The 22,096-nt window shown below is 64.5% G+C and carries 18 protein-coding genes; 10 read left to right on the forward strand and 8 right to left on the reverse strand.

The window, feature by feature from the left end; genetic code table 11:
• Window positions 1-145 precede the first annotated feature (145 nt).
• Both VM94_RS03470 and VM94_RS03475 read left to right on the forward strand, forming a co-directional pair.
• Window positions 146-2,305, forward strand: a complete 2,160-nt coding sequence (locus VM94_RS03470) for a DEAD/DEAH box helicase (protein WP_082127541.1) — start codon at window positions 146-148, stop codon at window positions 2,303-2,305.
• A 441-nt stretch (window positions 2,306-2,746) separates the two neighbouring features.
• On the forward strand, window positions 2,747-4,402 hold the full coding sequence (locus VM94_RS03475) for a methyl-accepting chemotaxis protein (protein ID WP_046682196.1): 1,656 nt from the start codon (window positions 2,747-2,749) through the stop codon (window positions 4,400-4,402).
• A 34-nt stretch (window positions 4,403-4,436) separates the two neighbouring features.
• Here the strand turns inward: VM94_RS03475 and bamE are convergent, their stop codons facing one another.
• Genes bamE through VM94_RS03500 form a run of 5 tightly spaced genes read right to left on the reverse strand, consistent with a single transcriptional unit; the run spans window position 4,437 to window position 7,883 of the window.
• The gene (gene bamE / locus VM94_RS03480) at window positions 4,437-4,745 is read right to left on the reverse strand and encodes an outer membrane protein assembly factor BamE domain-containing protein (RefSeq protein ID WP_046682197.1); all 309 of its coding nucleotides are present in this window, start codon (window positions 4,743-4,745) and stop codon (window positions 4,437-4,439) included.
• Window positions 4,742-5,530 (reverse strand): hypothetical protein, encoded by a 789-nt coding sequence (locus tag VM94_RS03485; RefSeq protein WP_046682198.1) that lies wholly within the window; start codon window positions 5,528-5,530, stop codon window positions 4,742-4,744. Before VM94_RS03485 ends, bamE begins: the two co-directional genes overlap by 4 nt.
• 60 nt (window positions 5,531-5,590) lie before the next feature.
• Window positions 5,591-5,950 (reverse strand): nucleotide pyrophosphohydrolase, encoded by a 360-nt coding sequence (locus VM94_RS03490; protein WP_046682199.1) that lies wholly within the window; start codon window positions 5,948-5,950, stop codon window positions 5,591-5,593.
• Window positions 5,947-6,408 carry a GNAT family N-acetyltransferase gene (locus tag VM94_RS03495; protein ID WP_046682200.1) on the reverse strand — a complete coding sequence of 154 codons (462 nt, stop codon included), beginning with the start codon at window positions 6,406-6,408 and terminating at the stop codon, window positions 5,947-5,949. The genes VM94_RS03490 and VM94_RS03495 overlap by 4 nt, the downstream gene beginning before the upstream one ends.
• A gap of 35 nt (window positions 6,409-6,443) precedes the next feature.
• Window positions 6,444-7,883: a cytochrome P450 gene (locus VM94_RS03500; protein WP_046682256.1), complete on the reverse strand. Its 1,440-nt coding sequence runs from the start codon at window positions 7,881-7,883 to the stop codon at window positions 6,444-6,446.
• A gap of 135 nt (window positions 7,884-8,018) precedes the next feature.
• Between VM94_RS03500 and VM94_RS03505 the strand changes: the two genes are divergently transcribed.
• Entirely contained in the window at window positions 8,019-8,876 is an 858-nt protein-coding gene (locus VM94_RS03505; protein ID WP_046682201.1) for a helix-turn-helix domain-containing protein, read from the forward strand.
• A gap of 164 nt (window positions 8,877-9,040) precedes the next feature.
• Here the strand turns inward: VM94_RS03505 and ilvB are convergent, their stop codons facing one another.
• Window positions 9,041-10,792, reverse strand: coding sequence for a biosynthetic-type acetolactate synthase large subunit (ilvB, locus tag VM94_RS03510; protein WP_046682257.1), 1,752 nt, complete (start codon window positions 10,790-10,792; stop codon window positions 9,041-9,043).
• Between the two features lie 99 nt (window positions 10,793-10,891).
• On the opposite strand from ilvB, the gene VM94_RS03515 reads away from it, so the two are divergent.
• Together VM94_RS03515 and VM94_RS03520 are read left to right on the forward strand one after the other, a co-directional pair.
• Window positions 10,892-11,353 (forward strand): Lrp/AsnC family transcriptional regulator, encoded by a 462-nt coding sequence (locus tag VM94_RS03515; protein ID WP_034784295.1) that lies wholly within the window; start codon window positions 10,892-10,894, stop codon window positions 11,351-11,353.
• 103 nt (window positions 11,354-11,456) lie between these two features.
• Window positions 11,457-13,943, forward strand: coding sequence for a TonB-dependent receptor (locus VM94_RS03520; RefSeq protein ID WP_046682202.1), 2,487 nt, complete (start codon window positions 11,457-11,459; stop codon window positions 13,941-13,943).
• Here the strand turns inward: VM94_RS03520 and VM94_RS03525 are convergent.
• Window positions 13,940-14,587 (reverse strand): response regulator transcription factor, encoded by a 648-nt coding sequence (locus VM94_RS03525; RefSeq protein ID WP_046682258.1) that lies wholly within the window; start codon window positions 14,585-14,587, stop codon window positions 13,940-13,942. The two genes, VM94_RS03520 and VM94_RS03525, sit on opposite strands and share 4 nt — an antisense overlap.
• A gap of 8 nt (window positions 14,588-14,595) precedes the next feature.
• Window positions 14,596-15,507 carry a histidine kinase gene (locus VM94_RS03530; RefSeq protein ID WP_052755498.1) on the reverse strand — a complete coding sequence of 304 codons (912 nt, stop codon included), beginning with the start codon at window positions 15,505-15,507 and terminating at the stop codon, window positions 14,596-14,598.
• A 430-nt stretch (window positions 15,508-15,937) separates the two neighbouring features.
• Here VM94_RS03530 and VM94_RS28670 point away from each other — a divergent pair, with 430 nt between their 5' ends.
• The 5 genes from VM94_RS28670 to VM94_RS03555 all read left to right on the forward strand — a co-directional run bounded on the left by VM94_RS28670 (window position 15,938) and on the right by VM94_RS03555 (window position 22,095).
• Window positions 15,938-16,753 (forward strand): NF038120 family PEP-CTERM protein, encoded by an 816-nt coding sequence (locus tag VM94_RS28670; protein WP_046682203.1) that lies wholly within the window; start codon window positions 15,938-15,940, stop codon window positions 16,751-16,753.
• A gap of 1 nt (window position 16,754) precedes the next feature.
• On the forward strand, window positions 16,755-19,919 hold the full coding sequence (locus VM94_RS03540) for a S8 family serine peptidase (RefSeq protein ID WP_046682204.1): 3,165 nt from the start codon (window positions 16,755-16,757) through the stop codon (window positions 19,917-19,919).
• Between the two features lie 122 nt (window positions 19,920-20,041).
• On the forward strand, window positions 20,042-20,695 hold the full coding sequence (locus tag VM94_RS03545) for an AIM24 family protein (RefSeq protein ID WP_081922678.1): 654 nt from the start codon (window positions 20,042-20,044) through the stop codon (window positions 20,693-20,695).
• A gap of 17 nt (window positions 20,696-20,712) precedes the next feature.
• Complete coding sequence (locus tag VM94_RS03550) at window positions 20,713-21,354, forward strand: AIM24 family protein (RefSeq protein ID WP_034753503.1); 642 nt, start codon at window positions 20,713-20,715, stop codon at window positions 21,352-21,354.
• A 3-nt stretch (window positions 21,355-21,357) separates the two neighbouring features.
• A complete protein-coding gene (locus VM94_RS03555; RefSeq protein WP_046682205.1) occupies window positions 21,358-22,095 on the forward strand; it encodes an AIM24 family protein in 738 nt (245 codons plus the stop codon).
• Window position 22,096 lies beyond the last annotated feature (1 nt).

Below are 22,096 nucleotides of genomic sequence, written 5' to 3' on the forward strand. Positions count from 1 at the left end.
GTGCGGATCGCCGATTTTTCTGCGTTTTAGACTGCAAAAAATGGCGTTCTGCCGCCCCGTTCCACCCGGTAAGGTCCAGTAAAGAGTAAACTAGCGGATACACTCTTTCGCATTGGGCGATTCGAGCGAACTTGTGAGTGATTTCATGTCTGATACACCAATTTCCTTATTTTCCGACCTTAACCTGAGCGAGCCGCTGATTCGCGCGCTCAAGGATGTCGGTTACGAAACACCGTCGCCTATCCAGGCGGCCACGATTCCATTATTGCTCGCGAACCGCGACGTGCTGGGCCAGGCGCAAACGGGCACGGGTAAAACCGCCGCCTTCGCCTTGCCGATCCTGTCGCGCATCGATCTGAAACAAAGCTCACCCCAAGCCCTGGTCCTGGCACCGACGCGCGAACTGGCCATCCAGGTCGCCGAAGCGTTCCAGGTGTACGCCGCCCACATCCCCGGCTTCCACGTGCTGCCGATCTACGGCGGCCAAAGCTACGGCCCGCAGCTGTCGGCCCTGCGCCGCGGCGTGCACGTCATCGTCGGCACCCCAGGCCGCGTGATCGATCACCTGGACAAGGGTTCGCTCGACCTGTCCAAGCTGAAAACCCTGGTGCTTGACGAAGCCGATGAAATGCTGCGCATGGGCTTTATCGACGACGTCGAACGTATCTTGAAAGAAACCCCGGAAGGCCATCAAACGGCCCTGTTCTCGGCGACCATGCCTTCCGTCATCAAGCGCATCGCCACGACCTACCTGGTGAACCCGGCCGAAGTGACGGTTGCCGCCAAGACGGGCACGGCCGACAACATCCGCCAGCGCTACTGGCTGGTGTCGGGCATGCACAAGCTCGACGCGCTGACACGCATCCTGGAAGCGGAAGCGTTTGACGGCATGATCATCTTCGCCCGCACCAAGCTGGGCACGGAAGAGCTGGCCGGCAAGCTGCAAGCCCGTGGCTTCTCGGCTGCCGCCATTAATGGCGACATCCAGCAAGCCCAGCGCGAGCGCACGATCCAGCAGTTGAAAGACGGCAAGATCGACATCCTCGTGGCAACCGACGTGGCCGCCCGCGGCCTGGACGTCGAGCGCATCAGCCACGTCGTCAACTACGACGTGCCGCACGATCCGGAAAGCTATACCCACCGCATCGGCCGCACGGGCCGCGCCGGCCGCAGCGGCGAAGCGATCCTGTTCATCACCCCGCGTGAAAAGAACTTGTTGAAAGCCATCGAACGTTCGACCCGCCAGCCGATCGGCATGCTGGAACTGCCGACGATCCAGGCCGTCAACGACGTACGTATCGCCAAGTTCAAGGAACAGATCAGCGAAACCCTGGCCTTGGGCGAACTGGAACAGTTCCAGTCGCTGATCGAGGATTTCGAACGCGAACAAAACATTCCCGCCATCGAAATCGCCGCCGCCCTGGCGAAGATGGCGCGTGGCAATACGCCGCTGCTGCTGGACAAGAACAAGGCGCGCGAGCAAGCCACGTGGCAAGACGACCGTCCTGTGCGTCAAGACCGCTTCGAGCGCAACGACCGTCCGGAACGGGGCGACCGCTTCGACCGTAACGAGCGCAGCGACCGTGGCGAGCGCCCGGCCTTCCCGAAAAAGGAACGCATCCAACGTCCAGCCGATGCCGGCATGCAGACCTTCCGCATCGAAGTCGGTCATCAGCATGGCGTGAAACCAGGCAATATCGTGGGCGCCATCGCCAACGAAGCGGGCATCGATTCGAAAAACATCGGCCGCATCGAAATCTATGACGACTACAGCGTCCTGGACTTGCCGGATAGCATGCCGAAAGAATTGCTGGACCAGCTGAAAACCGTGTGGGTCGCGGGCCAGCAGCTGCGCATCAGCCGCGACGGCGACGCGCCGGACCTGGCGCCGCCAGCCGCGCCGCGCAAGCCGTTCGCCGCCAAGTCGGCGCCAGCGTTCAAGGATGCGCCAGCGGACGCGGGCGACGCAGCCCCTGCGCCGCGCGCGCCGAAGAAGGAACGCCCACGTCCAGGCGTGACGGCCTACCGCATCGAAGTGGGCCGTGAACACGCCGTGACGCCAAGCAACATCGTCGGCGCCATCGCCAACGAAGCGAACCTGGAAGCCAAGCATATCGGCCGCATCGATATCTTTGACAACTACAGCGTGCTGGACCTGCCGGAAGGCATGCCGCCGGAAATCCTCGACCACCTGAAATCGGTCGTGGTCTCGGGCCAGAAGCTGCGCATCAGCCTGGACGATGGCACGACGGAGCGCAAGCCGGCGCCACCGCGTCCGAAGTCGCCGCGCAAAACATTCAAGTAAGCAATCCCTGCACGGGCGCCTCCCCGGCGCCTGTGTCGCGGATTGGAGACAGTTCCCCAACTGGCGCATTCGCGCCAGTTTTTATTTTCCCTCAAGAAATGAATATTGTTGCCGCGTTATTGTTGGCGGCAGGCGTCGCCACGTGCCGGCCATTGCGCCAGTTCATCTGCGTCTTTTTATCGGCGCATACGCCGTATTTATTGGCTGCTGCGCCAGTACATAATTTTTTATTAATTATTGTATCTGCGCGCAATTTGAATTTTGCATTCAATAAAATCAATAAAGTTAAATCAAAGTAAATTCTAAAACATAAATGAATTGGCTTTTATTAAATTATTTGACCAGTATCACTGTCGCCTGGGCGATATATCATGGGTGCTTGATGTGGTATATTGTTTTTATGTTTTTGTTATGCTAGTTGAAAAAAATAGAGGAGCGAAGATGCGGGTCAATACGCCTATCACGCAAAATGAATACGTATTAAATGAAGGCATGACGATTGTTTCCACCACGGATTTACAGGGAAATATCAATTACGCCAATCAGTATTTCATTGAAGTCAGCGGTTTTTCAGAAATGGAACTGCTGGGTGCGCCACAGAATATCCTGCGTCATCCCGATATGCCGGCCGAAGCGTTTGCCGACCTGTGGGACACCATCAAGACCGGCATGCCATGGACCGGCATGGTCAAGAACCGCTGCAAGAATGGTGATTTTTATTGGGTCTTCGCCAATATCACGCCCGTCATCGAAAATGGCCGCCCGATCGGCTATATGTCCGTGCGCACCAAGCCTACGCGCGAGCAGATCAACGAAGCGGCAGCCCTGTATAAAAGTTTTAAAGACGGTAATAGCGCCAAGCTGGCGATCCGCAATGGCCGCGTCGTGCGCCAGGGCTGGGCCGCCAAGCTGGCCGAGTGGCGCAAGCTGACCCTGTCGCAAGACCTGGCCCTGCATTGCATCGTCTTTGGCGTCGTGCTGGCCATCCTCGGCTGCGCCGTGTGGAATATCGACGGCGACACGAGCACGGCCACGCGCAGCTGGCTCAGCGGCGCTGCCGCCGCGGCCGTGGCGCTGATGCTGTATTTCTGGGCCCACCTGCACAATTCCCTCGTCGCACCGCTGGGCGAGGCCATCACGGTGGCGCGCAAGATGGCTGGCGGCGACTTGACGGGCGTCATCGACAAGGTGCGCGACGATGACATGGGCCAATTGATGGCGGCCTTGCGCCAGACCAACATCAACCTGCACAGCATCATCGGCGACGTGCGCGCCAACTTCGAGGATATCCGCATCACCACGGCGGAAATCGCCACGGGGAATATGGACTTGTCCAGCCGCACGGAATCGCAGGCCTCCAGCCTCGAACAGACGGCGGCCAGCATGGAAGAGCTGACGTCGACGGTGCAAAACAGCGCCGACCACGTGGACACGGCCAATAAGCTGGCGGCGCAGGCGTCCACCGTCGCGGCCAAGGGCGGCACCATCGTCAGCGAAGTGGTCACCACGATGGACGAGATCAGCACCTCGTCGCGCAAGATTCTCGACATCATCGGCCTCATCGACGGCATCGCCTTCCAGACGAATATCCTCGCCTTGAACGCGGCCGTGGAAGCGGCGCGCGCGGGCGAACACGGCCGTGGTTTTGCCGTCGTGGCCGGCGAAGTGCGCAGCCTGGCGCAGCGCTCGGCGACGGCCGCGAAAGAGGTGAAAAACCTGATCGACCATTCGATCGCCACCGTGAATGCGGGTAGCGTGCTGACCAGCAATGCGGGCGCCACCATGACGGAAGTGATCGCCTCGGTAGCCCGCGTGACGGAAGTGATGGACGAGATTTCCTCGACCACGCGCGAACAGAATCAAGGCATCGGGCAAGTCAACCAGGCCGTCATCCACATGGATGGCATCACGCAGCAGAATGCGGCGCTGGTGGAGCAGGCCGCCGCCGCCGCCACCAGCCTGGCGCAGCGCACCGACAGCGTGGCCCAGTCGATCGGCATCTTCAAATTGAAGGCTTCACCCAAGCGCAAGACGGCTGGCGTGGGGCGCAGCGTGGGCGCGGGCGTGGCGTCACGGGCCTTGCTGAAGGCACGCTAAGACAATTATCCCGCCAGCGCACCGTTGGCGGGATTTACTTCGGTACCCGGTACACCTCTCCGCTGCGCACCTTCTTCACCACCCCATCCCCGCCAAACAAGATGACATATTCCCCCTGCGCGCCCGAGGCGGCCGGGTAGGTGTACATCCACACTTCATTGCCGCTGTCGAAGCGGATGGAGGTGCTCTCTCCCAGCGCGGCGCGTACCTGTTCGCGCGTGCTGCTGCCGACCTGCACCGTCTGTTCCAGGGTTGCGTAAGGCACGTTCTTGCTTGCCTGCAAGGCACGCGTGCCGGAGCAGGCGGCCAGCAGCGCCAGCGCGAAGACACTGAGCCACCTCATGGCGCCACCTCGTCCATATAGTTAAATTCCAGCAGGGTATCGTCGGGCCAGCTGCTATCCCACAGGGGCGCGTAATACGTGCGGTCGAGCAGTACCTGGCAATCACAATACGGCAGCGAGGCAGGCGTCTGCTCGCCGCCCGCATACAGCATCTTGAACGGTAGCGAAACCCTGCGCTCGCCATGCACGAGAGTCACGCCGAACAGGGGGCGGTCCGTGAAGAACAGATAATTGCCGTCCGGTTCGGAACAGACCTTGTCGGTGCTGTAGAGCATGCTGGACAGCCAGGCGATGATTTGCGGGTCGTTCGAGATCAGGCCGGAATCCATGCCGGCGCGGCATTCCAGGCGCAAGTCGCCCAGGCGCCGCGTGCCGGGCGGCAAGCCGGGCGTGATGACTTGCGCGCGCCAGCTCATGGTGGTGGCCTTGCGGTTGGCGATCAGCACGGCGTCTTCGCGCGCCGCTTGCGCATTGCGCACCGGGGCAAAGCTGTTGTCCTCGGCCAATGGCAGGGGGATGCTGACGGTGTCGCCGGCGATGCGCAGCCGCACGCCCGTCATGTCCACGCCGGGCTGGCGCGGCAGCAAGCGAAAGCGCAGCACCGCCTGCGGCGCCAGCGCATGGTCGCGCTCGAAGCGGTCCACGCCCTGCAGCATCTTGCGGTAGGATTTATCGACGGGGTCGCGCGTGGCGTCCACTTTGACTTGCGGCACGGGCGCGGTTTGCGCCAGGGCCGCAGGGCCATGGAGCAGCAACGCCAGCAGGAGAGGGTGGTAGGTACGCATGGCTTGATGCTACGCTTTTTTGCGCATCAGCCACGCACGGGTGGCTGTCTCAGTATTCGCTCAGTACTCGCTGTATTTGCGCGCATCGCCGCGCACCTGCTGCGCCGGGTATTTCTGCGCGTTCAGTTCCATCTTTTCCAGCACGGCCGCGTGCAGGTCGACGCCGCTCTTGTCGGCCAGGCGCACCAGATACATCAGCACGTCGGCCAGTTCATGGCGGATGCCCGTGCGCTTGGCTTCGTCCAGTTCGGCATCCGCGCCCGTGGGCAGCCACTGGTAGTGCTCGACCAGTTCCGCCACTTCCACGGACAGGGCCATGGCCAGGTTTTTCGGCGTGTGGAACTGGTCCCAGTCGCGCTCGGCTGCAAAGGCGCGCAGGCGAGTACGCATGTCGAGCAGGCTGTCGGCTGGCGCGTTCATGCCGCCACCTGCAGCGGTTTTTCCATGAAGACACTGAACGGATCGTCGGGATAGTCGCCGTACGGTCCGCGCCGCTGGTAGCCATGGCGCGCGTACAGGGCGATGGCTTCAGGCTGGTGGATGCCCGTCTCTAACGTCAGCAAGCGGCAGCCGCGCGCCAGCGCCTGTTCTTCCAGCAGGGCCAGCAGGCGCTTGGCCAGGCCCAGGCCGCGGCTGTCCGGGTGCACGTACATGCGCTTGACTTCGCCGAAATCGGGCGTGACGACGATGGCGCCGCAGGCCCGCGCCGCGCCTGCCGCATCGCGGGCGACGGCAAACAGCAGGGTATCGGACGGCACGGACGCCAGGTCCAGCGAATACACGCACTCGGCCGGATACAGGGTCTGTTGATAGGCATCAAGCTCGGCGATCAGGGTTTGCACGTCGGCTTGCTGCGGCGATTCCAGGCGGATGGTCATGGGGAAGTCAAGTGAATGAGATATTCCCCATGGTATCACTGCGGCCGCGCCAGGCGCATCGTCAGGCCGATGGGCGACATGACAAAACCCATCAGTTCCTGCGCCTCGCCGCCATCGGGCGTGTCGACGCCGGCGATGTCGAAGCTGCCCAGCAGCATGGCCATGGCGATCTTGATTTCCAACAAGGCCAGGTAGCGGCCCGGGCACGTGCGCAAGCCGGCGCCAAAGGGCATCGCAGCGCGCTTGTTGTTCGCTTCGCCGCCTTCCAGCCAGCGCTCGGGCTGAAAGGCCTGGGCGTCGGGAAAGTGCGCATCGGACACCGTGTCGTTGCGCATCACGCACCATACGAGGGTGCCGGCCGGCACGGCGATATCGCCGATGACCGTATCGCGCAGCGCCTCGACGGGCAGGAAGGGCGCCACCGGTTTCAAACGCATGGCTTCGCTGGCGCAGGCGCCCAGGTAGTCGAGGCTATCCATCTGCTCGATCGTGAAACCGGCCACGTCGGGCGCCAGGCGCCGCACTTCCTCGCGCGCCCGGGCCAGGGTGTGCGGATGGCGTTGCAGCAGATAGATCATCCAGGACACGGTATTGGCCGTCGTATCCTCGCCCGCCAGCAGCATGGTCAGCACGTTGCCGGCCACGTTGCGGTCCGTCACGCCGCTGCCCTCCAGGTCGGCCGCGGCGATCATCGCTTCGAGCAGGTTGGGTGGACGCTCGCGGCGCGCCGGGTCGTGCGCCATGCGCGTGCGCGCCTGCTGCACCAGGTCGGCCACGGCGGCGGACAGGGCCGCCACGTCGCGGTCCAGCCGGCGGTCGACGGGCAGCTTGACATAGCGCCAGTACGGAAACATGGACAGGCTGCGCCGCGCCACGGCGGGCAGGATGTCGTCCATGTGACGCTGGATCACGTCTTCGCCCGATTCGAGCGTGTTGACTTCCGTGCCGAAGGCCAGGCCGGCGATGATGTCGACCGTGTAGCGTTTCAGGTCGCCGTCCAGGTCGATCGCCTGGCCTTGCGTGGCGGCCAGATGCCAGCGCCGTTGCAGGCGCTGCGCCACCGTCACCAGCGCCGGAAAATACGCCTTGATGGCGCCGGGCGCCATGCCGGCCATGACCATGCGGCGCTGGTTGCGCCACTCCGTGCCCTCGGCCAGGAACAGGCCGGGCACGCCGCCCATTTCGTCGGAGACGATGGAGCTGCTCAAGGGCCGGCGAAAACCGTCGGGCCGGTCGCGCAGCACGGCGCCGACGGCCTCGCTGTCGGCCACCACCAGCACCAGGGTGCGGCCGAACCAGGCGCGCATGAAGGGGCCGTAGCGCCGTACCCACTGTTCCACGTCGCGGTGGATGCGCGTGAGCTTGATTTGCAGGCTGTTGCCGACGATGGGCAGGGCGAATGGCCCCGGCAAGTGGCGGATCTGGCGCAGCGGCGCGGTGGTGGCGGGCGCGGCGGCGTGGTCGAGTGGCGGCATGAACATCTCCTGTCGATACGGTAAAAGTACGCGGATTGCTTGCAATAATGGCCACACTCTACGCGATTGCGGCCCGCTTGTATTGAATGAATACGACATCGTGCGCGGCCAGAAATTGCCGGTACAATCGTCGCCATGCCTGCCGCCCCTACGCCCTTGAGCCACCTGATCGCGCCGCGCACCGCGCTGGCGTCCTGCGTGCGCGCTTTCCTCGTGCGCGACACCACGGGCTGCGCACCGTTGCCGCCGGCCCAGCGCCTGAACCGCTTTCCCGCCGCGCCCATGTGCAGCATCATCTGGACCGTCGCCGGCGACGTGGAAGCGGCCGCGCCGGGACTGTCGCTGCCGGACGTGCGCATGCCGCCCGCGCTGTTCGGCGGTCCCCGTTCGTATCCGCTGGTCAGCTACAACCCCGGCCCAGTGCATTCGTTTATCGTGATGTTTTATCCGGCCGCCCTGCATGCGTTGACGGGCGTATCGATGGATGCCCTGCTGGACCAGTTTCGCCCGCTCGACGCGCTGTTCGACGCCGACTGGCTGGTGCTGTCGGACGCCGTGCTGGCCGCGCCCGATGACGCGGCGCGCATCGCGCTGGTGGAAGATTTTCTTGCGCCGCGCTGGCAACTGGCGCGCAAGAACGGCGACCATCCTGCCGGCGCCATCCAGGACTGGGTACGCCGCCTGGGCGTGCAGGCGGCATCGACGGGCCTGGCCAGCGGCGCGCGCAATATCGAGCGCCGCATCAAGGCCTGGGCCGGCCAGCCCATGCGCACCTTGCGCCGCATGCGCCGCGCGGAACAGTCGTTTCTCGATGCGCGAGAATCCATGCTGCAAGGCAACGCTGCATGGAGCGATATCGCCGCCGAGGGCGGCTACGCCGACCAGGCCCACCTGTGCCGCGAAGTGCGCGCCATCACGGGCCTGAGTCCCACGGAACTCGCGCGCGCCAGCCGAGAGGATGAAAGTTATTGGATCTACAGGATATGGGCGTAATCCGGCCGGTGGTGATGTCGGATTACGCGGCGTACCGCCGCTAATCCGGCCTACCCGTGGTGGCGAGTGGTGATGTCTACCAAATACGGGCGTAGGTCGGATTAGCGTGGCAACGCCACGCGTAATCCGACAACATCGTTGGCGTGGCCAGTGGTCATGCCGGATTACCGTTCGCTGTACACCTTTCCCTTGGACAGGGTGACTTCATGGTGCCCCGCGCCGGGCGCCATCATGGGAAAGCAGTTTTCCTCGCCATGCACGCGCACGTCGAGGAAGTAGGGGCCGCTTGATGCCAGGCAGGCCGCCAGCGCCCCGTCGAGCTCGTCGCGCCGGCTGACCGTATGCGCCTGCCAGCCGAACGCGCGTGCCAGCGCGACGAAGTCGGGCAGCGCTTCCGTGTAGCTGTGGCTGTAGCGCCCGCCATGGATGAGTTCCTGCCACTGGCGCACCATGCCCATGTAGCCATTGTTCGACAGCACCACTTTCACGGGCAGGCGGTGCTGCACGGCTGTGGCCAGTTCCTGGATATTCATCAAAATCGACGCGTCGCCGCTGACGCAGACTACGCGCTTGCCGGGATGGGCGATCTGCGCGCCGATGGCGGCCGGCAAGCCGTATCCCATGGTGCCGGCGCCGCCCGAGGTGAGCCAGCGGCGCGGCTGCTCGAAGCGCAGGTGCTGCGCGGCCCACATCTGGTGCTGGCCCACGTCGGTGGACACGATGGCGTCCTGTCCATCCAGGGCCGCCTGCAGCCGGCGCATCAGCGCCTGCGGCGCGATCACATCAAGCGTATCGTCGAACGCCAGCGAATCCTGCGCGCGCCAGCCGTCGATGCGCTGCCACCACGGCTGGCGGTCCGCCAGCAGGCGTCCGCGCAGCTGCGCCAGCAAGGCGGTCAACACGGGGGCACAATCGCCGCACAGGGCCACGTCGGCGCGCACCACCTTGCCGATCGACGCCGGGTCGATATCGACGTGGATGATTTTCGCGCCGGGACAGAAGGCGTCCAGCCTGCCAGTCACCCGGTCGTCGAAGCGGGCGCCCACGCAGACGATCAGGTCCGCATGGTGCATGGCCAGGTTCGCTTCCAGGGTGCCGTGCATGCCCAGCATGCCGAGGAAGGCCGGGTGCGAGGCGGGAAAGGCGCCCAGTCCCAGCAGGGTCAGGGTGCACGGCGCGGCCGCCAGTTTCACCAGTTGCTGGAACGCGGCGCAGGCATCGAGGCCGGAATTGATGAGGCCTCCGCCGCCATAGAACACGGGCTGGCGCGCGTTGGCGATCAGGCTGGCGGCCCGTTCCAGCTCATTGCTGTCGGGCAGGGATGCAGCCACTGCGGCGGCGGAGGGCAGCGGCGTGTGGTCCGCGACGTGAGCCAGCTGCATATCCTTGGGAAAATCGATCAGCACGGGGCCGGGCCGGCCTTGCGTGGCCTGGATAAATGCTTCGTACACGACGGCGGCCGTTTCGTCGGCCGTGCGGATTTGCCGGTTCCACTTGGTGACGGGGCGCGAAATGCCCAGCGCGTCGCATTCCTGGAAGGCGTTCGTGCCGATGCTGGTGGTGGCCACCTGGCCGCTGATGCAGATGACGGGAATCGAATCGCACAGGGCGTCGAGCAAGCCCGTGGTGGTGTTGCTCATGCCGGGGCCGGACGTGACGAAGACGACGCCGGGCCGGCCCGTGCTGCGCGCATACCCTTCGGCCGCATGCACGGCCGCCTGTTCGTGGCGCACCAGCACGTGGCGCAAGCGCGGCTGCGCGTGCAGCGCATCGTACAGGGGCAGCACGGCGCCGCCGGGATAGCCGAAGACGGTGTCGACGCCCAGGGCCAGCAGGGTGTCGATCAGGGTGCTGGCGCCGTTGCGCGGCGCAAGATCGTGGGCGGGAGCGAGGAGGGGAGCGGGATCGGGTTTCATGGCCTTATTTTCTGCCTGATGCGGCAGAAAAGGCTGCTGGTTTTCTCGTATAAAATGCATACTTCAGCAAAATTTGCTGCAAAATATGGAAAGACCAGAATGAAGCTCGACAAATTCGACCTCGCCATCCTGACGGCCCTGCAGCAGGATGCCCGTATCAGCCTGCACGAGCTGAGCGCCAAGGTGGGCCTGACCTCGTCGCCATGCTGGGCGCGCATCAAGCGCATGGAAGACGATGGCGTCATCGAAGGCTATACGGTGAACGTCAACGCGGCCAAGGTGGGGCTGGCCGACACCGTCATCGTGCAAGTCACCCTGGACGACCATTCCGACCAGGCCCTGTTCGAATTCGGCCACGCGCTGGCCATGATCCCGGAAGTGCTGGAAGCGTTTCTCGTCTCGGGCGACTACGATTACTATTTGCGCATTGCGGTCAGCGACACGCGCGACTACGAACGCCTGCTGCGCGAGCGTTTATACAAAATCCCCGGCATCCGCCACAGCAAATCGAGCTTTGTGCTGCGCCAATTGAAGCAGAGTTACTTGCCGCTGCAGCGATAGCGTGCTTGCCCGCCGCCCGCACGGCGGGAGTTTTTCCCTAGTTCATCGATGGTGGCTGTCCGATACTGGACAGACATAAAAACCATGATAAAACGGGGATAGCATGAAACTGACTTTATTGGCCGCCGCCGCCATGGCGCTGTGCCAGGCGCAGGCAGCCGAACCTGCTGATGCCAGCCTGGCCGCCTCGGGCGATCTGCCCACCGTCATCATCACGGGCAGCATGCCGCTGCCCACCGTGGAGCAGCCGCGCGACACATTCGCCGCGCCCGTGCAGACGGCCAGCGCGCAGCAGATCGCCGCCAGCGGCGCGCTCGATATTTCCGCCTTCCTGCGCCGCAACCTGGGCAGCGTCTACGTGAACGAAGTGCAGAACAATCCGTTCCAGCCCGACGTCAGCTACCGCGGCTATACGGCCTCGCCCCTGCTGGGCACGCCACAGGGGCTGTCCGTGTACCTGGACGGCATGCGCCTGAACCAGCCGTTTGGCGACGTCGTCAGCTGGGACTTGATCCCGCGCATGGCCATAGCTTCGCTGACCCTGATGCCCGGCTCGAATCCCCTGTTCGGCCTGAACACCCTGGGCGGTGCGCTGGCCCTGCAGACCAAGGATGGCAAGACCAGCCCAGGCACCGCCGTCGAGGCGCGCCTGGGTTCCGATCAACGCCGCGGCGTGGAAGTTGAACATGGCGGCAGCAATGCGCAGGGCTGGCACTGGTACGTGACGGGCAACCGTTTCAAGGAAGATGGCTGGCGCGACGATTCGCCGTCCGACGTGCGCCAGGTGTTTGGCAAGCTGGGCTGGAGCGATGCGCGCACCGATATCGCCGTCACCGTGGCCCACGCGGACAATGCGTTGACGGGCAACGGCTTGCAGGAACAGCGCATGCTGGCGCGCGACTACCGCAGCGTCTACACCAAGCCGGACTTGACGCAAAACAGGTCGACCCTGCTGAACCTGACGGGCAAGCACCAGGCCGGCGCTGCCTTGCTCTTGTCCGGTAATGTGTATTACCGCAAGATCGACACGCACACCTACAACGGCGATCTGAACGACGAGTCGCTCGATCAGTCCGTCTACCAGCCCGGCGCGGCCGAACGGGCTGCCCTGGCGGCGGCCGGTTACACGGGCTTTCCCGCCAGCGGGGCGAATGCCGGCAATACGCCTTTCCCGAAGTGGCGCTGCATCGGCAATGTGCTGCTGAACGATGAGCCAGCCGAAAAATGCAATGGCATGATCAACCGCAGTCATACGCAGCAGGAAAACTACGGTTTTTCCGGCCAGTTCACTGCGCTGGCCGACGTGGCCAGCATGCGCCATGCCGTCACGGCCGGCGCCGCCTACGACACGAGTCACGCCACCTTCCGCCAGACGAGCCAGTTCGGCTACCTGAACCCGGATCGCGGCATCACGCCCGTCGACTTCTTTGCCGATGGGACGGAAATCGACGATGACGGCACGCCCGTCGACAACCGGGTCGACTTGAGCGGGCGCATGCGTACGTGGAGCGTGTATGCGAGCGACAGCATCGCGTTCAATCAAGACCTGACATTGACCGTCTCGGGCCGCTACAACCGCAGCACGGTGCGCAACCGCGACGCCATCACGCCCGGCGGCGGCAGCGGCTCGCTCGATGGCGACCACCGTTTCAGCCGCTTCAATCCCGCCATCGGCCTGGCCTACGCGCCGGCCTCGGGCGTGAGCGCCTATCTCGGCTACAACGAAGGCAGCCGCACGCCAACGGCCATCGAGCTTGGTTGCGCCGACCCGGAAAACCCATGCCGCCTGCCCAACGCCATGGCCGGCGACCCGCCCTTGAAACAGGTGGTGACGAAGACGTGGGAAGCGGGCGTGCGGGGCCAGTGGGGCGAGGTGGCGCGCTGGAGCGCGGGCGTGTTCCGCGCGGAAAACCATGACGATATCCTGTTCGTGGCCGACAACCAGGCCGGTTTCGGCTACTTCAAGAATTTCGGCAAGACGCGCCACCAGGGCGTGGAGCTGGCGCTGGACGGCAAGGCGGGCGCGCTCGACTTCGGCGTCAACTACACGTGGCTGCAGGCGACGTATCAAAGCCGGGAAACCGTCAACGGCAGCGCCAACAGCAGCAGCGACGCGGAAGCGCCCGGCCTGGAAGGCAATATCGTCATCACGCCGGGCAAGCGCATTCCGCTCACGCCCAGCCATATCCTGAAGGCGCACGTGGAGGTTCAGGGCGGACGCGACTGGACGGTGGGCCTGGCCATGACGGCCGTGTCGAGTGCCTATGCGCGCGGCAATGAAAACAACGCGCATCAGGCGGGCGGGCCGGCGTACCTGGGCGCGGGCAAGAGCGGCGGCTACGCCGTGGTGGAACTGAACGGCAAATACCAGCTGACACGGCAACTGAGCGTGTTCGCCCAGGTCAACAATCTGCTCGACCGACACTATGCGACGGCGGCCCAGCTGGGCGCGACGGGTTTCGACGCCAATGGCAGTTTTAATGCCCGGCCGCTGCCGGCCGTGAACGGCGAGTATCCGATGGTCAACGCGACCTTCTATGCGGCCGGCGCGCCGCGCAGCGTGAATGTGGGCTTGCGCTACGTGTTTTAAGGGAGGATGTGCTCGATGACGCCATTGCGTAATGCAAGATGGACCAAGGCGGCGGGGCCGGGCACGTCGAGCTTTTCCTTGATGCAGGTCTGGTGGTTGGCCACCGTCTTGCTGCTTACGTGTAACAGGCGGGCGCAGTCGGCGGCGCTGCGGCCTTCGGCCAACAGGCGGAAGATTTCGAACTCGCGCTGGCTCAGGCTGCTCAAGCGCTGCGCTTCCATGCTGGCCGCGCCCTGCAACACGCCGGGGGTGCTGTGCGGATCGAGGTAGCGCCGGCCCGCGTGGGCGGCGCGCACGGCGTCGACCAGGTGTTCCGGGTCGGCCTGCTTGCTGACGAAGCCGCAGGCGCCGCCGTCAAACGCGCGCGCGATCAGCTGCGGCGTGTCGTGCATGCTGAACACAAGCACGCGGGCGCCGGCATCGCGGGCGATCAGCTTGCGCAGCAATTCCAGGCCGCCGATGCCCGGCATGGACAAATCCGTCACGCAGACGTCGGGCGCATGTTCCTGATACAAGGCATACGCCGTTTCGCCATTGCCCGCTTCGGCCACGACAGCGATGTCGCCGCCTTGTTCCAGCAGGCGCCGGTAACCGGTGCGCACCACCGGATGGTCGTCGACCAGCATCACGCGGATCGGTGTCATGGCCGCGTTCATGCCGCACCAGCCGCCAGCGGCATCGCCACTTCGATGCGCAAGCCGTTGCCCAGCGCGCTGATCCAGCGGATATGACCGCGCAGGCCCGCCACGCGCTCGCGCATGCCCAACATGCCGAAGCCATCCGCCGGCGTTTTGTCTGGATGCAAACCGTGGCCATTGTCTTCGATGGCCAGGTGCAGCAAGCCGTGCGCATCGGCGCGCAACTCCACCGTGGCCCGGTCGGCGCCCGCGTGGCGCGCCACGTTCGTCAAGCCTTCCTGCACCAGGCGGTAGATGGCGGTGGCGGTGCCGTCGTCGAGCTTGGCGGGGATGGCGTGCGGCGCGAAATGGCAAGCGATGCCGTGCTGCTGGGCCCAGCTGTCGCACAGCGCCTGCAGGGCCGGCGCCAATCCCAGGCTGTCGAGCACGGGCGGGCGCAGCCGGCGCAGCATGGTGCGCACCATCGCATGCAGCGCTTCCGACGAACGGGCGATGCTGGCGGCGCAGGCTTGCACGTTCGCCTGGTCGCCATCGCGCGCGCGCAGGATGTAGCTGGCGGCGGCGCGGATGGCCGTGCAGTCTTGTCCCACTTCATCGTGCAGCTCGCGCGCCAGCGCGCAGCGCTCCTCTTCCTGCGCGCGCAGCAGGCGCTGCGTGAGGGCGCGGTTTTGCGCCAGCAGCAGCGCCACCTGGCGGCCGCGCAGTACGGCAAAGCTGGCCAGCGCCAGCGCCAGCAGCAACAGGCTCAGGGCCAGTTCATCGAGTTGCCAGTGTTCGTGGCGCCCGAGCGCGTAGGTCAGCCGTTCGGCCAGGTCCAGCCTGGCGGCCAGCAGGAAAAAAGCCAGCGCCAGCGCGCAGCACACGAGAAGGCGCTGGGCCGGCCGCGTGTCTGAGCGGCCGTTGCCGGCAAATTGATGGTGTTCCATGATGCTGCTCCCTGAGCACGGTCGATTCCTTTGTTGTGCAAGCTTCATGCCATCGGCGCAGGGGCAGTGGCCGGGCGCGTGGCGGGGAGAGACAAGTGTTCCAGGATGGAACAGGTGTACCGCGATGTGACGGAGCAATGACGGCACAGCAGGCACGGTTTTCGAGCTTATCTGAAGTCGGGCGGGCACGCTGGCGCGCACGTCTGCAGTGCGACGCATTGTTGTTCCGATGTAACGTTGAGATTGCTCAAGCTTTCATAGATAAAACAAAACAAAGTTTCGCAGAGTTAGATAAAAAATAAATAAATGATATTAAAAATATGATATTTGTTTTGTGTGGTTTGCTATATTTGTTGACACTTTTGTGAAAAAGCTGAAAGCGGGCGCCAGACCTGCCGACCTATCTATCCACAACAACCAAGGGAATAGAATGAATCGTCTATCACATGCGCGGGTATCGCCCGCCACCGCCACTGCGCCCGCTATCCGCGGCCGCGCCACCGTCCTGGCCGCGCTGGCCACCTTGTCCGTGCTGGCCTCGGCGCCGGCCATGGCCGATGTCCTGACCTTCGACTCCCTGCGTCCCGACGTGTATGCCAGCGGCCAGACGCTCAATACGTCGAGCTACAACCTGCTGTTCCTGGCCGACCCGACCACGGCGGCAGGCGGCGGCGTCAGCGGCGTGGGCGCCATCCTCGATGGCCGCGTGGGCTCGTCGTGCGATATCGCCGCCTGCCCGCAGGGCGCCACCGGCAACTACCTGGCCATCCTCAACGATGGCGGCGTGAATTTCGCGCGTGCCGACCACCAGGCGTTCAGCCTGGCCGGTTTCGACTATTCCTTCATCGCGCCCGTCTCCGGCTTGCCGAACATGAATTGGGGCCAGCTGCAGCTGAGCGGCACCCTGAGCAACGGCCAGGTGGTCAGCACCTCGCTGGCGTTTCCCGGCCAGGGCAGCGATGGCAATTACCATTTCCAGGGCGCTTCCCTGCTGGGCGGCTTCAGCAACTATGCGTTGACGGGCCTGACCTTCAACGCCTGCATTTTCAATGACACTGGCGCGTGCACCAATTCCATCGATTTCCCCGCCTTTAACCAAGGCCAGTTTGCGCTCGACAATATCAACATCAGCGCCGTGCCGGAACCGTCGACCTACATGCTGCTGCTGGCCGGCCTGGGCGCCATCGGCATGCTGTCGCGCCGCCGCAGCGGCAAGTTCGCAGCATTCACCGTGCAAGGAGCATGAGATGAAATTACGTCCCGTTTCACTCGGTATCCTCCTGCTGGCCGCCAGTCTGGCGCAAGCGGCGCAGGCGCAGGAACGCCGTTCCTACATCGTGCAACTGGTCGACAAGCCGGCCGCCACCTATACGGGCCAGATCGACGGCCTGGCCGCCACCAAGCCGGCTCCGGGCGCGCGCATCAACGTGGGCGCCGCCGATGTGCAGGCCTATTTGAACTACCTCGACACCAAACAGGCCGCCGTGGCCGGCACCGTCAGCGCGGCGGAAATCACGCACCAGTATAGCGTCGTCTTCAACGGCTTTTCCGCCTTGCTGACGGACGATGAAGTGCGGGCCCTGAAGAAAAACAGCGGCGTGGCCAGCGTCAGCGCCGACTCCATCCTGCAGCTCGACACCAGCTACACGCCCACCTTTCTGGGCCTGGACAAGCCGGGCGGCCTGTGGGAACAACTGGGCGGCAAGACACACGCGGGCGAAGACATCATCATCGGCATCGTCGACAGCGGCATTTGGCCCGAGAACACGGCCTTTGCCGACCGCCTCGACGAGAACGGCGTGCCCAGCCACAGCGGCAGCAACGTCGTGTACGGCGCGCCACCGGCCAGCTGGCAAGGCACTTGCCAGACCGGCGAAGGTTTTAGCGCCGAGAATTGCAACAACAAGCTGATCGGTGCGCGCTACTACCGCGCCTCCACGTCGGCGCTGCACTGGACGGAATTCCTGTCGCCGCGCGATTCCGTCGCCGGCCTGACGGGGCACGGCGGCCATGGCACGCACACGGCGTCCACGGCCGGCGGCAACAATGGCGCCCTGGCCACTTCGAACGGGGTGTCGCTGGGCAAGGCGTCCGGCATGGCGCCGCGCGCCCGCATCGCCGCCTATAAAGTGTGCTGGACGGCCGCATCGACGGGCCGCAACGGTTGCGCCACGGCCGACAGCGTGGCCGCCATCGACCAGGCGGTCAAGGATGGCGTCAACGTCATCAACTTCTCCATCGGCCCGAACGCGGGCGGCGGCGCTTTCGACGAACCGACGGAAGTCGCCTTCCTCGGCGCGGCGGCGGCCGGCGTGTTTGTCGCCACGTCCGGCGGCAATTCCGGTCCATCCACGCCGGCGCCCGACGTGCCGGCTCCCGTTTCGCACATCAGCCCTTGGCTGGCGACGGTGGCCAATTCCACCCACAACCGTTTGTACGCGGGCAATGTCATTCTCAGCAACGGCACCAAGCTGGAAGGCGCATCGAGCAATGCGAAGACGCCGGCGCTGCCGCTGATCCGCTCGCGCGATGCGGGCCTGGCCGGCGTGTCGCCGACGGACCTCAATTTGCTGCGCTGCTTCGGCGCGGCCGATGCCACCTCGGCTTATCTGGACCCGGCGAAAGTGGCGGGCAAGATACTCGTGTGCGACCGTGGCGGCAACGTGCTGGTCAACAAGAGCGCGAATGCGAAGACGGCGGGCGCGGCGGGCGTGGTCATCGCCAACGTGGTCGGCGGCGCCAATACCATCATCAACCAGGCGCACGTGCTGTCGACGGTCCACCTGGCGCAGGCGCAGGGCGACGCGCTGAAGGCTTTCATGGCGTCCAATCCGGACGGCACGGCGGCATTGGGCGAAATCCATACGATCGCCGACACGACGGTGCAGGCGCCGATCGTCAGCGACCGTTCCTCGCGCGGGCCGAACGTGGCCAACGCGAATATCCTGAAACCGGACATGTCGGCGCCCGGCACCAACATCCTCGCCGGCGTGACGGCCGACCTGACCCCGGCGCAGCGCGATGCCGTGGCGGCCGGCGGCGTGGCGCCAGTGGCGGAGTGGGATTTCTATTCCGGCACCTCGATGGCCAGTCCGCACGTGGCCGGCGTGGCGGCATTGCTCAAGCAGCAGCATCCGAGCTGGTCGCCCGCGGCCATCAAGTCGGCGCTGATGACGACGGCCTTCAGCACGTATCCTGACGGCTTGAACGGTTCCGTGTCGTGGGATGCCACGGCGAAGAACTCGGGCCAGCTGCCGTGGGGCCAGGGCGCCGGGCACATCGCGCCGAACAGCGCGGCCGATCCCGGCCTCGTGTACGACGTGTCGGAAATCGACTATGCGCGCTTCCTGTGCGGCCTGAACCTGAAGGTCTACAGCGCCGCCACCTGCCAGGCTGTCGGCACCATTCCTGCCTACAACCTGAACCTGGCGTCGCTGACGGCGGCCAACGTGCTGGGCACGCAAGTGCTGACGCGCACGGTGACCAACGTGGGCGCCAGCAGCGCCGTCTATAACGTCTCGGCCAGCCTGCCCGGCTATACGGTGGCGGTGACGCCTACGAGCCTGAGCCTGGCGCCGGGCGCCAAGGGCCAGTACCAGGTCAAGCTGACGCGCACCACGGCGCCGGCCAATACCTGGACCTACGGAGCCCTGAGCTGGACGGATGGCACGCACACGGTGCGCAGCCCGCTGACGGCGCGCGGCACCTCGCTGGCCGCCATTCCGCTGGTCAGCAGCGAAGCGGCCACCGGCAGCAAGGTGCTGACCCTGGGCACGGGCTTCACGGGCGCGCTGGTGGGCGTCAAGTCGGGTCTCGTCGAAGCCGTGCGCGAAACACGCACGATCGGCCAGGCGGCGACGGGCGCTGCCGCATCGGCTGCCTGCAAGGCCGGTGGTGCGACGGGCGTGAACGTGCACAACGTGGTGGTTCCGGCCGGCACGCTGGCGGCGCGCTTTGCCACCTACGACTCGGAAACGACGGGCGGCGCGAATACCGACATGGACATGGAGGTCTACAACGCCGCCAATGTGCTGGTCGGCAGCAGCGGCAATGAAAGTTCCAATGAGCAGGTGGAACTGCGCCTGCCCGCCGCCGGCACCTACAAGGTGTGCGTGATCGGTTTTGCGCCGCAAAACGGCCAGGCCGACTACACCTTGTCGTCGTGGGTACTGGCCCCGGGCTTGAACAACGGCAGCTTCAAGGCGCTGATGCCGGGCACGGCCTTCATGGGCGGCACTGCGTCTGTCTCGCTGAGCTGGTCCAACCTGGCCGAAGGCAAGCGCCACCTGGGCGCCGTCGGCTACCAGGTCGCTGGCGTGGTGCAGGGTGTGACGGTGGTCGAGGTCAATACCAATGATCCCGTGCCGCTGTTCCAGAACGCGCGCGGCGCCAAGCCGGTGCTGGCCGAGTAAACCGTTGCCGGTGTAAGCGCAGGGCGTGCCTCCGGGCACGCCTTTTTTTTAATGGATACCCCCCGTTCGGGAGGAATAGCACTTGCATGGCGGTAACGCCCCCGGTATCTTGTCGGATAGCCATGGCTTTGTGGCCTGGCATACTTGGGGAGTCGCGCGTGACCAGTTTCCGCACCAATACCGACCGCCTGCTGGAAGTGCGCCTGCAGGATGAAAAAGTGCTGGCGATTGCCGGCGCGATGGTCGCCTATACGGGCGCCATCAAATTTGAAAAATCCCTGCTCGGCGGCGAGGGCCTCTTCGGCGCGCTCAAGCGCAAGGTGACGAACGAAGGCATGCAGGTGATGCAGGCCGCCGGCACGGGCACCGTGTTTTTCGCGCAGAATGCGGCCGAGATCACCGTCATGGCGCTGGCCGGCGAAAAGCTGACCATCGAAAGCAGCAGCCTGCTGGCCTACGACACGAGCCTGAAGACGGGCACCAGTTTTGCGGGCCTGCGCGGCGCCAGCTCGGGCCAGGGCCTGTTTTCCACCACCGTCGAAGGCCATGGCAACCTGGCCGTCATTTCGCGCGGCAACCTGATCATGCTGGAAGTGACGCCCGCGCATCCGCTGCGTGTGGACCCGGACGCCTTCGTCGGCTTCAAGGGCGATATCCGCCAGGAATTCGTTTTCGACGTCAACTGGCGCACGATGATCGGCCAGAGCTCGGGCGAATCGTACCAGCACAAATTCACAGGCCAGGGCGTGGTGTTCATCCAGCCCGCCGAACGTTAAGTTAGCGAGGACCCGCGATGCCTGTCTATCAGCAGATCAATGAAAAGATGCTTGAGGTCAAACTCGGCAATGAAGAAGTGTTCGCGCGCAAGGGCGCCATGGTGTCCTACCAGGGCGACGTGGCGTTCAGCCGCTCCTTCCTGGCCGGCCAAGGTGTGCAAAGCCTGGCCATGCGCGCCGTCACGAACGAAGGCTACGCCATGATGTCGGCGCGCGGCACGGGCAGCGTGTTTTACGCGCAGGGCGGCCTGTTCGTCACCATCGTGCCCGTGCGTGGCGAAACGTTTTACGTGGAAAGCGATTCCCTGCTGGCCTTCGATGCACGCCTGACGGCCGGCACCATGTTCCTCGGCAACCAGGGTGGCGTGCAGGGCGTGGTGCGCGGCATGGCTTCGGGCCAAGGCTTGTTTACCACTACCTTGCAAGGCACGGGCGACGTGGCGATTTTGTCCGACGGCAATGCCATCGGCTTGCCCGTCACGCCGGACGTGCCCGTCTTTGTCGACCCGCAAGCGTATATCGGCCACACGGGGCAATTGAGCTCGACCATCGTCACGGACTTGAACTGGAAAACTTTCGTCGGCCAGGCGTCCGGCGAATCGTACCAGGTGAAGTTTACGGGCCAGGGCACGGTCTACATCCAAGCGAGCGAAAGGTAAGCCATGACGATTTACAATCCCGATACCTTGCCGAAGAACGATAACCTGAACCGTTTTTCGTATGTCATCGACGTCAAGGAACAGATATTCATTCGCAAGGGCAAGATGATCGCCTTCTATGGCGAGCTGCGCTTCGAGGCCATGGGCAGCAGCGTGCTCGACCTGATCGTGCGCAATGCCTTCAATGCGCCGAAATACATCCACCACTTTGTCGTCGCACAAGGCCAGGGTCAATTGATTTTGGGCGACAACGGCAACGACCTGGCGTGCTACGACCTAGACAACGCCAACATGACCATCCGCGCGAAAAACCTGCTGGGTTTCACGAAGGATGTGATCTGCCAGGAATCGACCTTGCCCGGTTACCTGACGATGATAGGCACAGGTAAAGTGATCGCCTCGTCGAACGGTCCCGTGCATTTCCTCGAGTTGCCATGCCGCGTGGACGAGCAGGCCGTGCTGGGCTGGGCCGATTGCCCCAGCCCTTCGTATCACTACGATTATGCTCACGTGCAGGGCTGGGCCTCGGCCGCCGGCGCGCTCACGGGCTTTACCTTGTCGGGCGAGGAAAAGCAGATCGACTTCACGGGCGCCGGCACGGTGCTGGTGCAGTCGTCCGAGCTGGACGTGACGGGCAGCTCGGCCCTGGCCAACCTGCTGGCGCAATTGCCGATGCTGGGCAAGGAAGACCTGGGGACCTTGAGCTTGTCCGTGCAGCAGCAGATGAAGGACAGTCGTTAAG

Source organism: Janthinobacterium sp. KBS0711, from assembly GCF_000988085.1.
Classification (GTDB): domain Bacteria; phylum Pseudomonadota; class Gammaproteobacteria; order Burkholderiales; family Burkholderiaceae_D; genus Janthinobacterium; species Janthinobacterium lividum_E.

Coding starts and splice junctions, on each gene's coding strand:
- VM94_RS03470 (WP_082127541.1), top strand. CDS start 146: ATGTCTGATACACCAATTTCCTTATTTTCCGACCTTAACCTGAGCGAG.
- VM94_RS03475 (WP_046682196.1), top strand. CDS start 2,747: ATGCGGGTCAATACGCCTATCACGCAAAATGAATACGTATTAAATGAA.
- bamE (WP_046682197.1), bottom strand. CDS start 4,745: ATGAGGTGGCTCAGTGTCTTCGCGCTGGCGCTGCTGGCCGCCTGCTCC.
- VM94_RS03485 (WP_046682198.1), bottom strand. CDS start 5,530: ATGCGTACCTACCACCCTCTCCTGCTGGCGTTGCTGCTCCATGGCCCT.
- VM94_RS03490 (WP_046682199.1), bottom strand. CDS start 5,950: ATGAACGCGCCAGCCGACAGCCTGCTCGACATGCGTACTCGCCTGCGC.
- VM94_RS03495 (WP_046682200.1), bottom strand. CDS start 6,408: ATGACCATCCGCCTGGAATCGCCGCAGCAAGCCGACGTGCAAACCCTG.
- VM94_RS03500 (WP_046682256.1), bottom strand. CDS start 7,883: ATGCCGCCACTCGACCACGCCGCCGCGCCCGCCACCACCGCGCCGCTG.
- VM94_RS03505 (WP_046682201.1), top strand. CDS start 8,019: ATGCCTGCCGCCCCTACGCCCTTGAGCCACCTGATCGCGCCGCGCACC.
- ilvB (WP_046682257.1), bottom strand. CDS start 10,792: ATGAAACCCGATCCCGCTCCCCTCCTCGCTCCCGCCCACGATCTTGCG.
- VM94_RS03515 (WP_034784295.1), top strand. CDS start 10,892: ATGAAGCTCGACAAATTCGACCTCGCCATCCTGACGGCCCTGCAGCAG.
- VM94_RS03520 (WP_046682202.1), top strand. CDS start 11,457: ATGAAACTGACTTTATTGGCCGCCGCCGCCATGGCGCTGTGCCAGGCG.
- VM94_RS03525 (WP_046682258.1), bottom strand. CDS start 14,587: ATGACACCGATCCGCGTGATGCTGGTCGACGACCATCCGGTGGTGCGC.
- VM94_RS03530 (WP_052755498.1), bottom strand. CDS start 15,507: ATGGAACACCATCAATTTGCCGGCAACGGCCGCTCAGACACGCGGCCG.
- VM94_RS28670 (WP_046682203.1), top strand. CDS start 15,938: ATGAATCGTCTATCACATGCGCGGGTATCGCCCGCCACCGCCACTGCG.
- VM94_RS03540 (WP_046682204.1), top strand. CDS start 16,755: ATGAAATTACGTCCCGTTTCACTCGGTATCCTCCTGCTGGCCGCCAGT.
- VM94_RS03545 (WP_081922678.1), top strand. CDS start 20,042: ATGGCTTTGTGGCCTGGCATACTTGGGGAGTCGCGCGTGACCAGTTTC.
- VM94_RS03550 (WP_034753503.1), top strand. CDS start 20,713: ATGCCTGTCTATCAGCAGATCAATGAAAAGATGCTTGAGGTCAAACTC.
- VM94_RS03555 (WP_046682205.1), top strand. CDS start 21,358: ATGACGATTTACAATCCCGATACCTTGCCGAAGAACGATAACCTGAAC.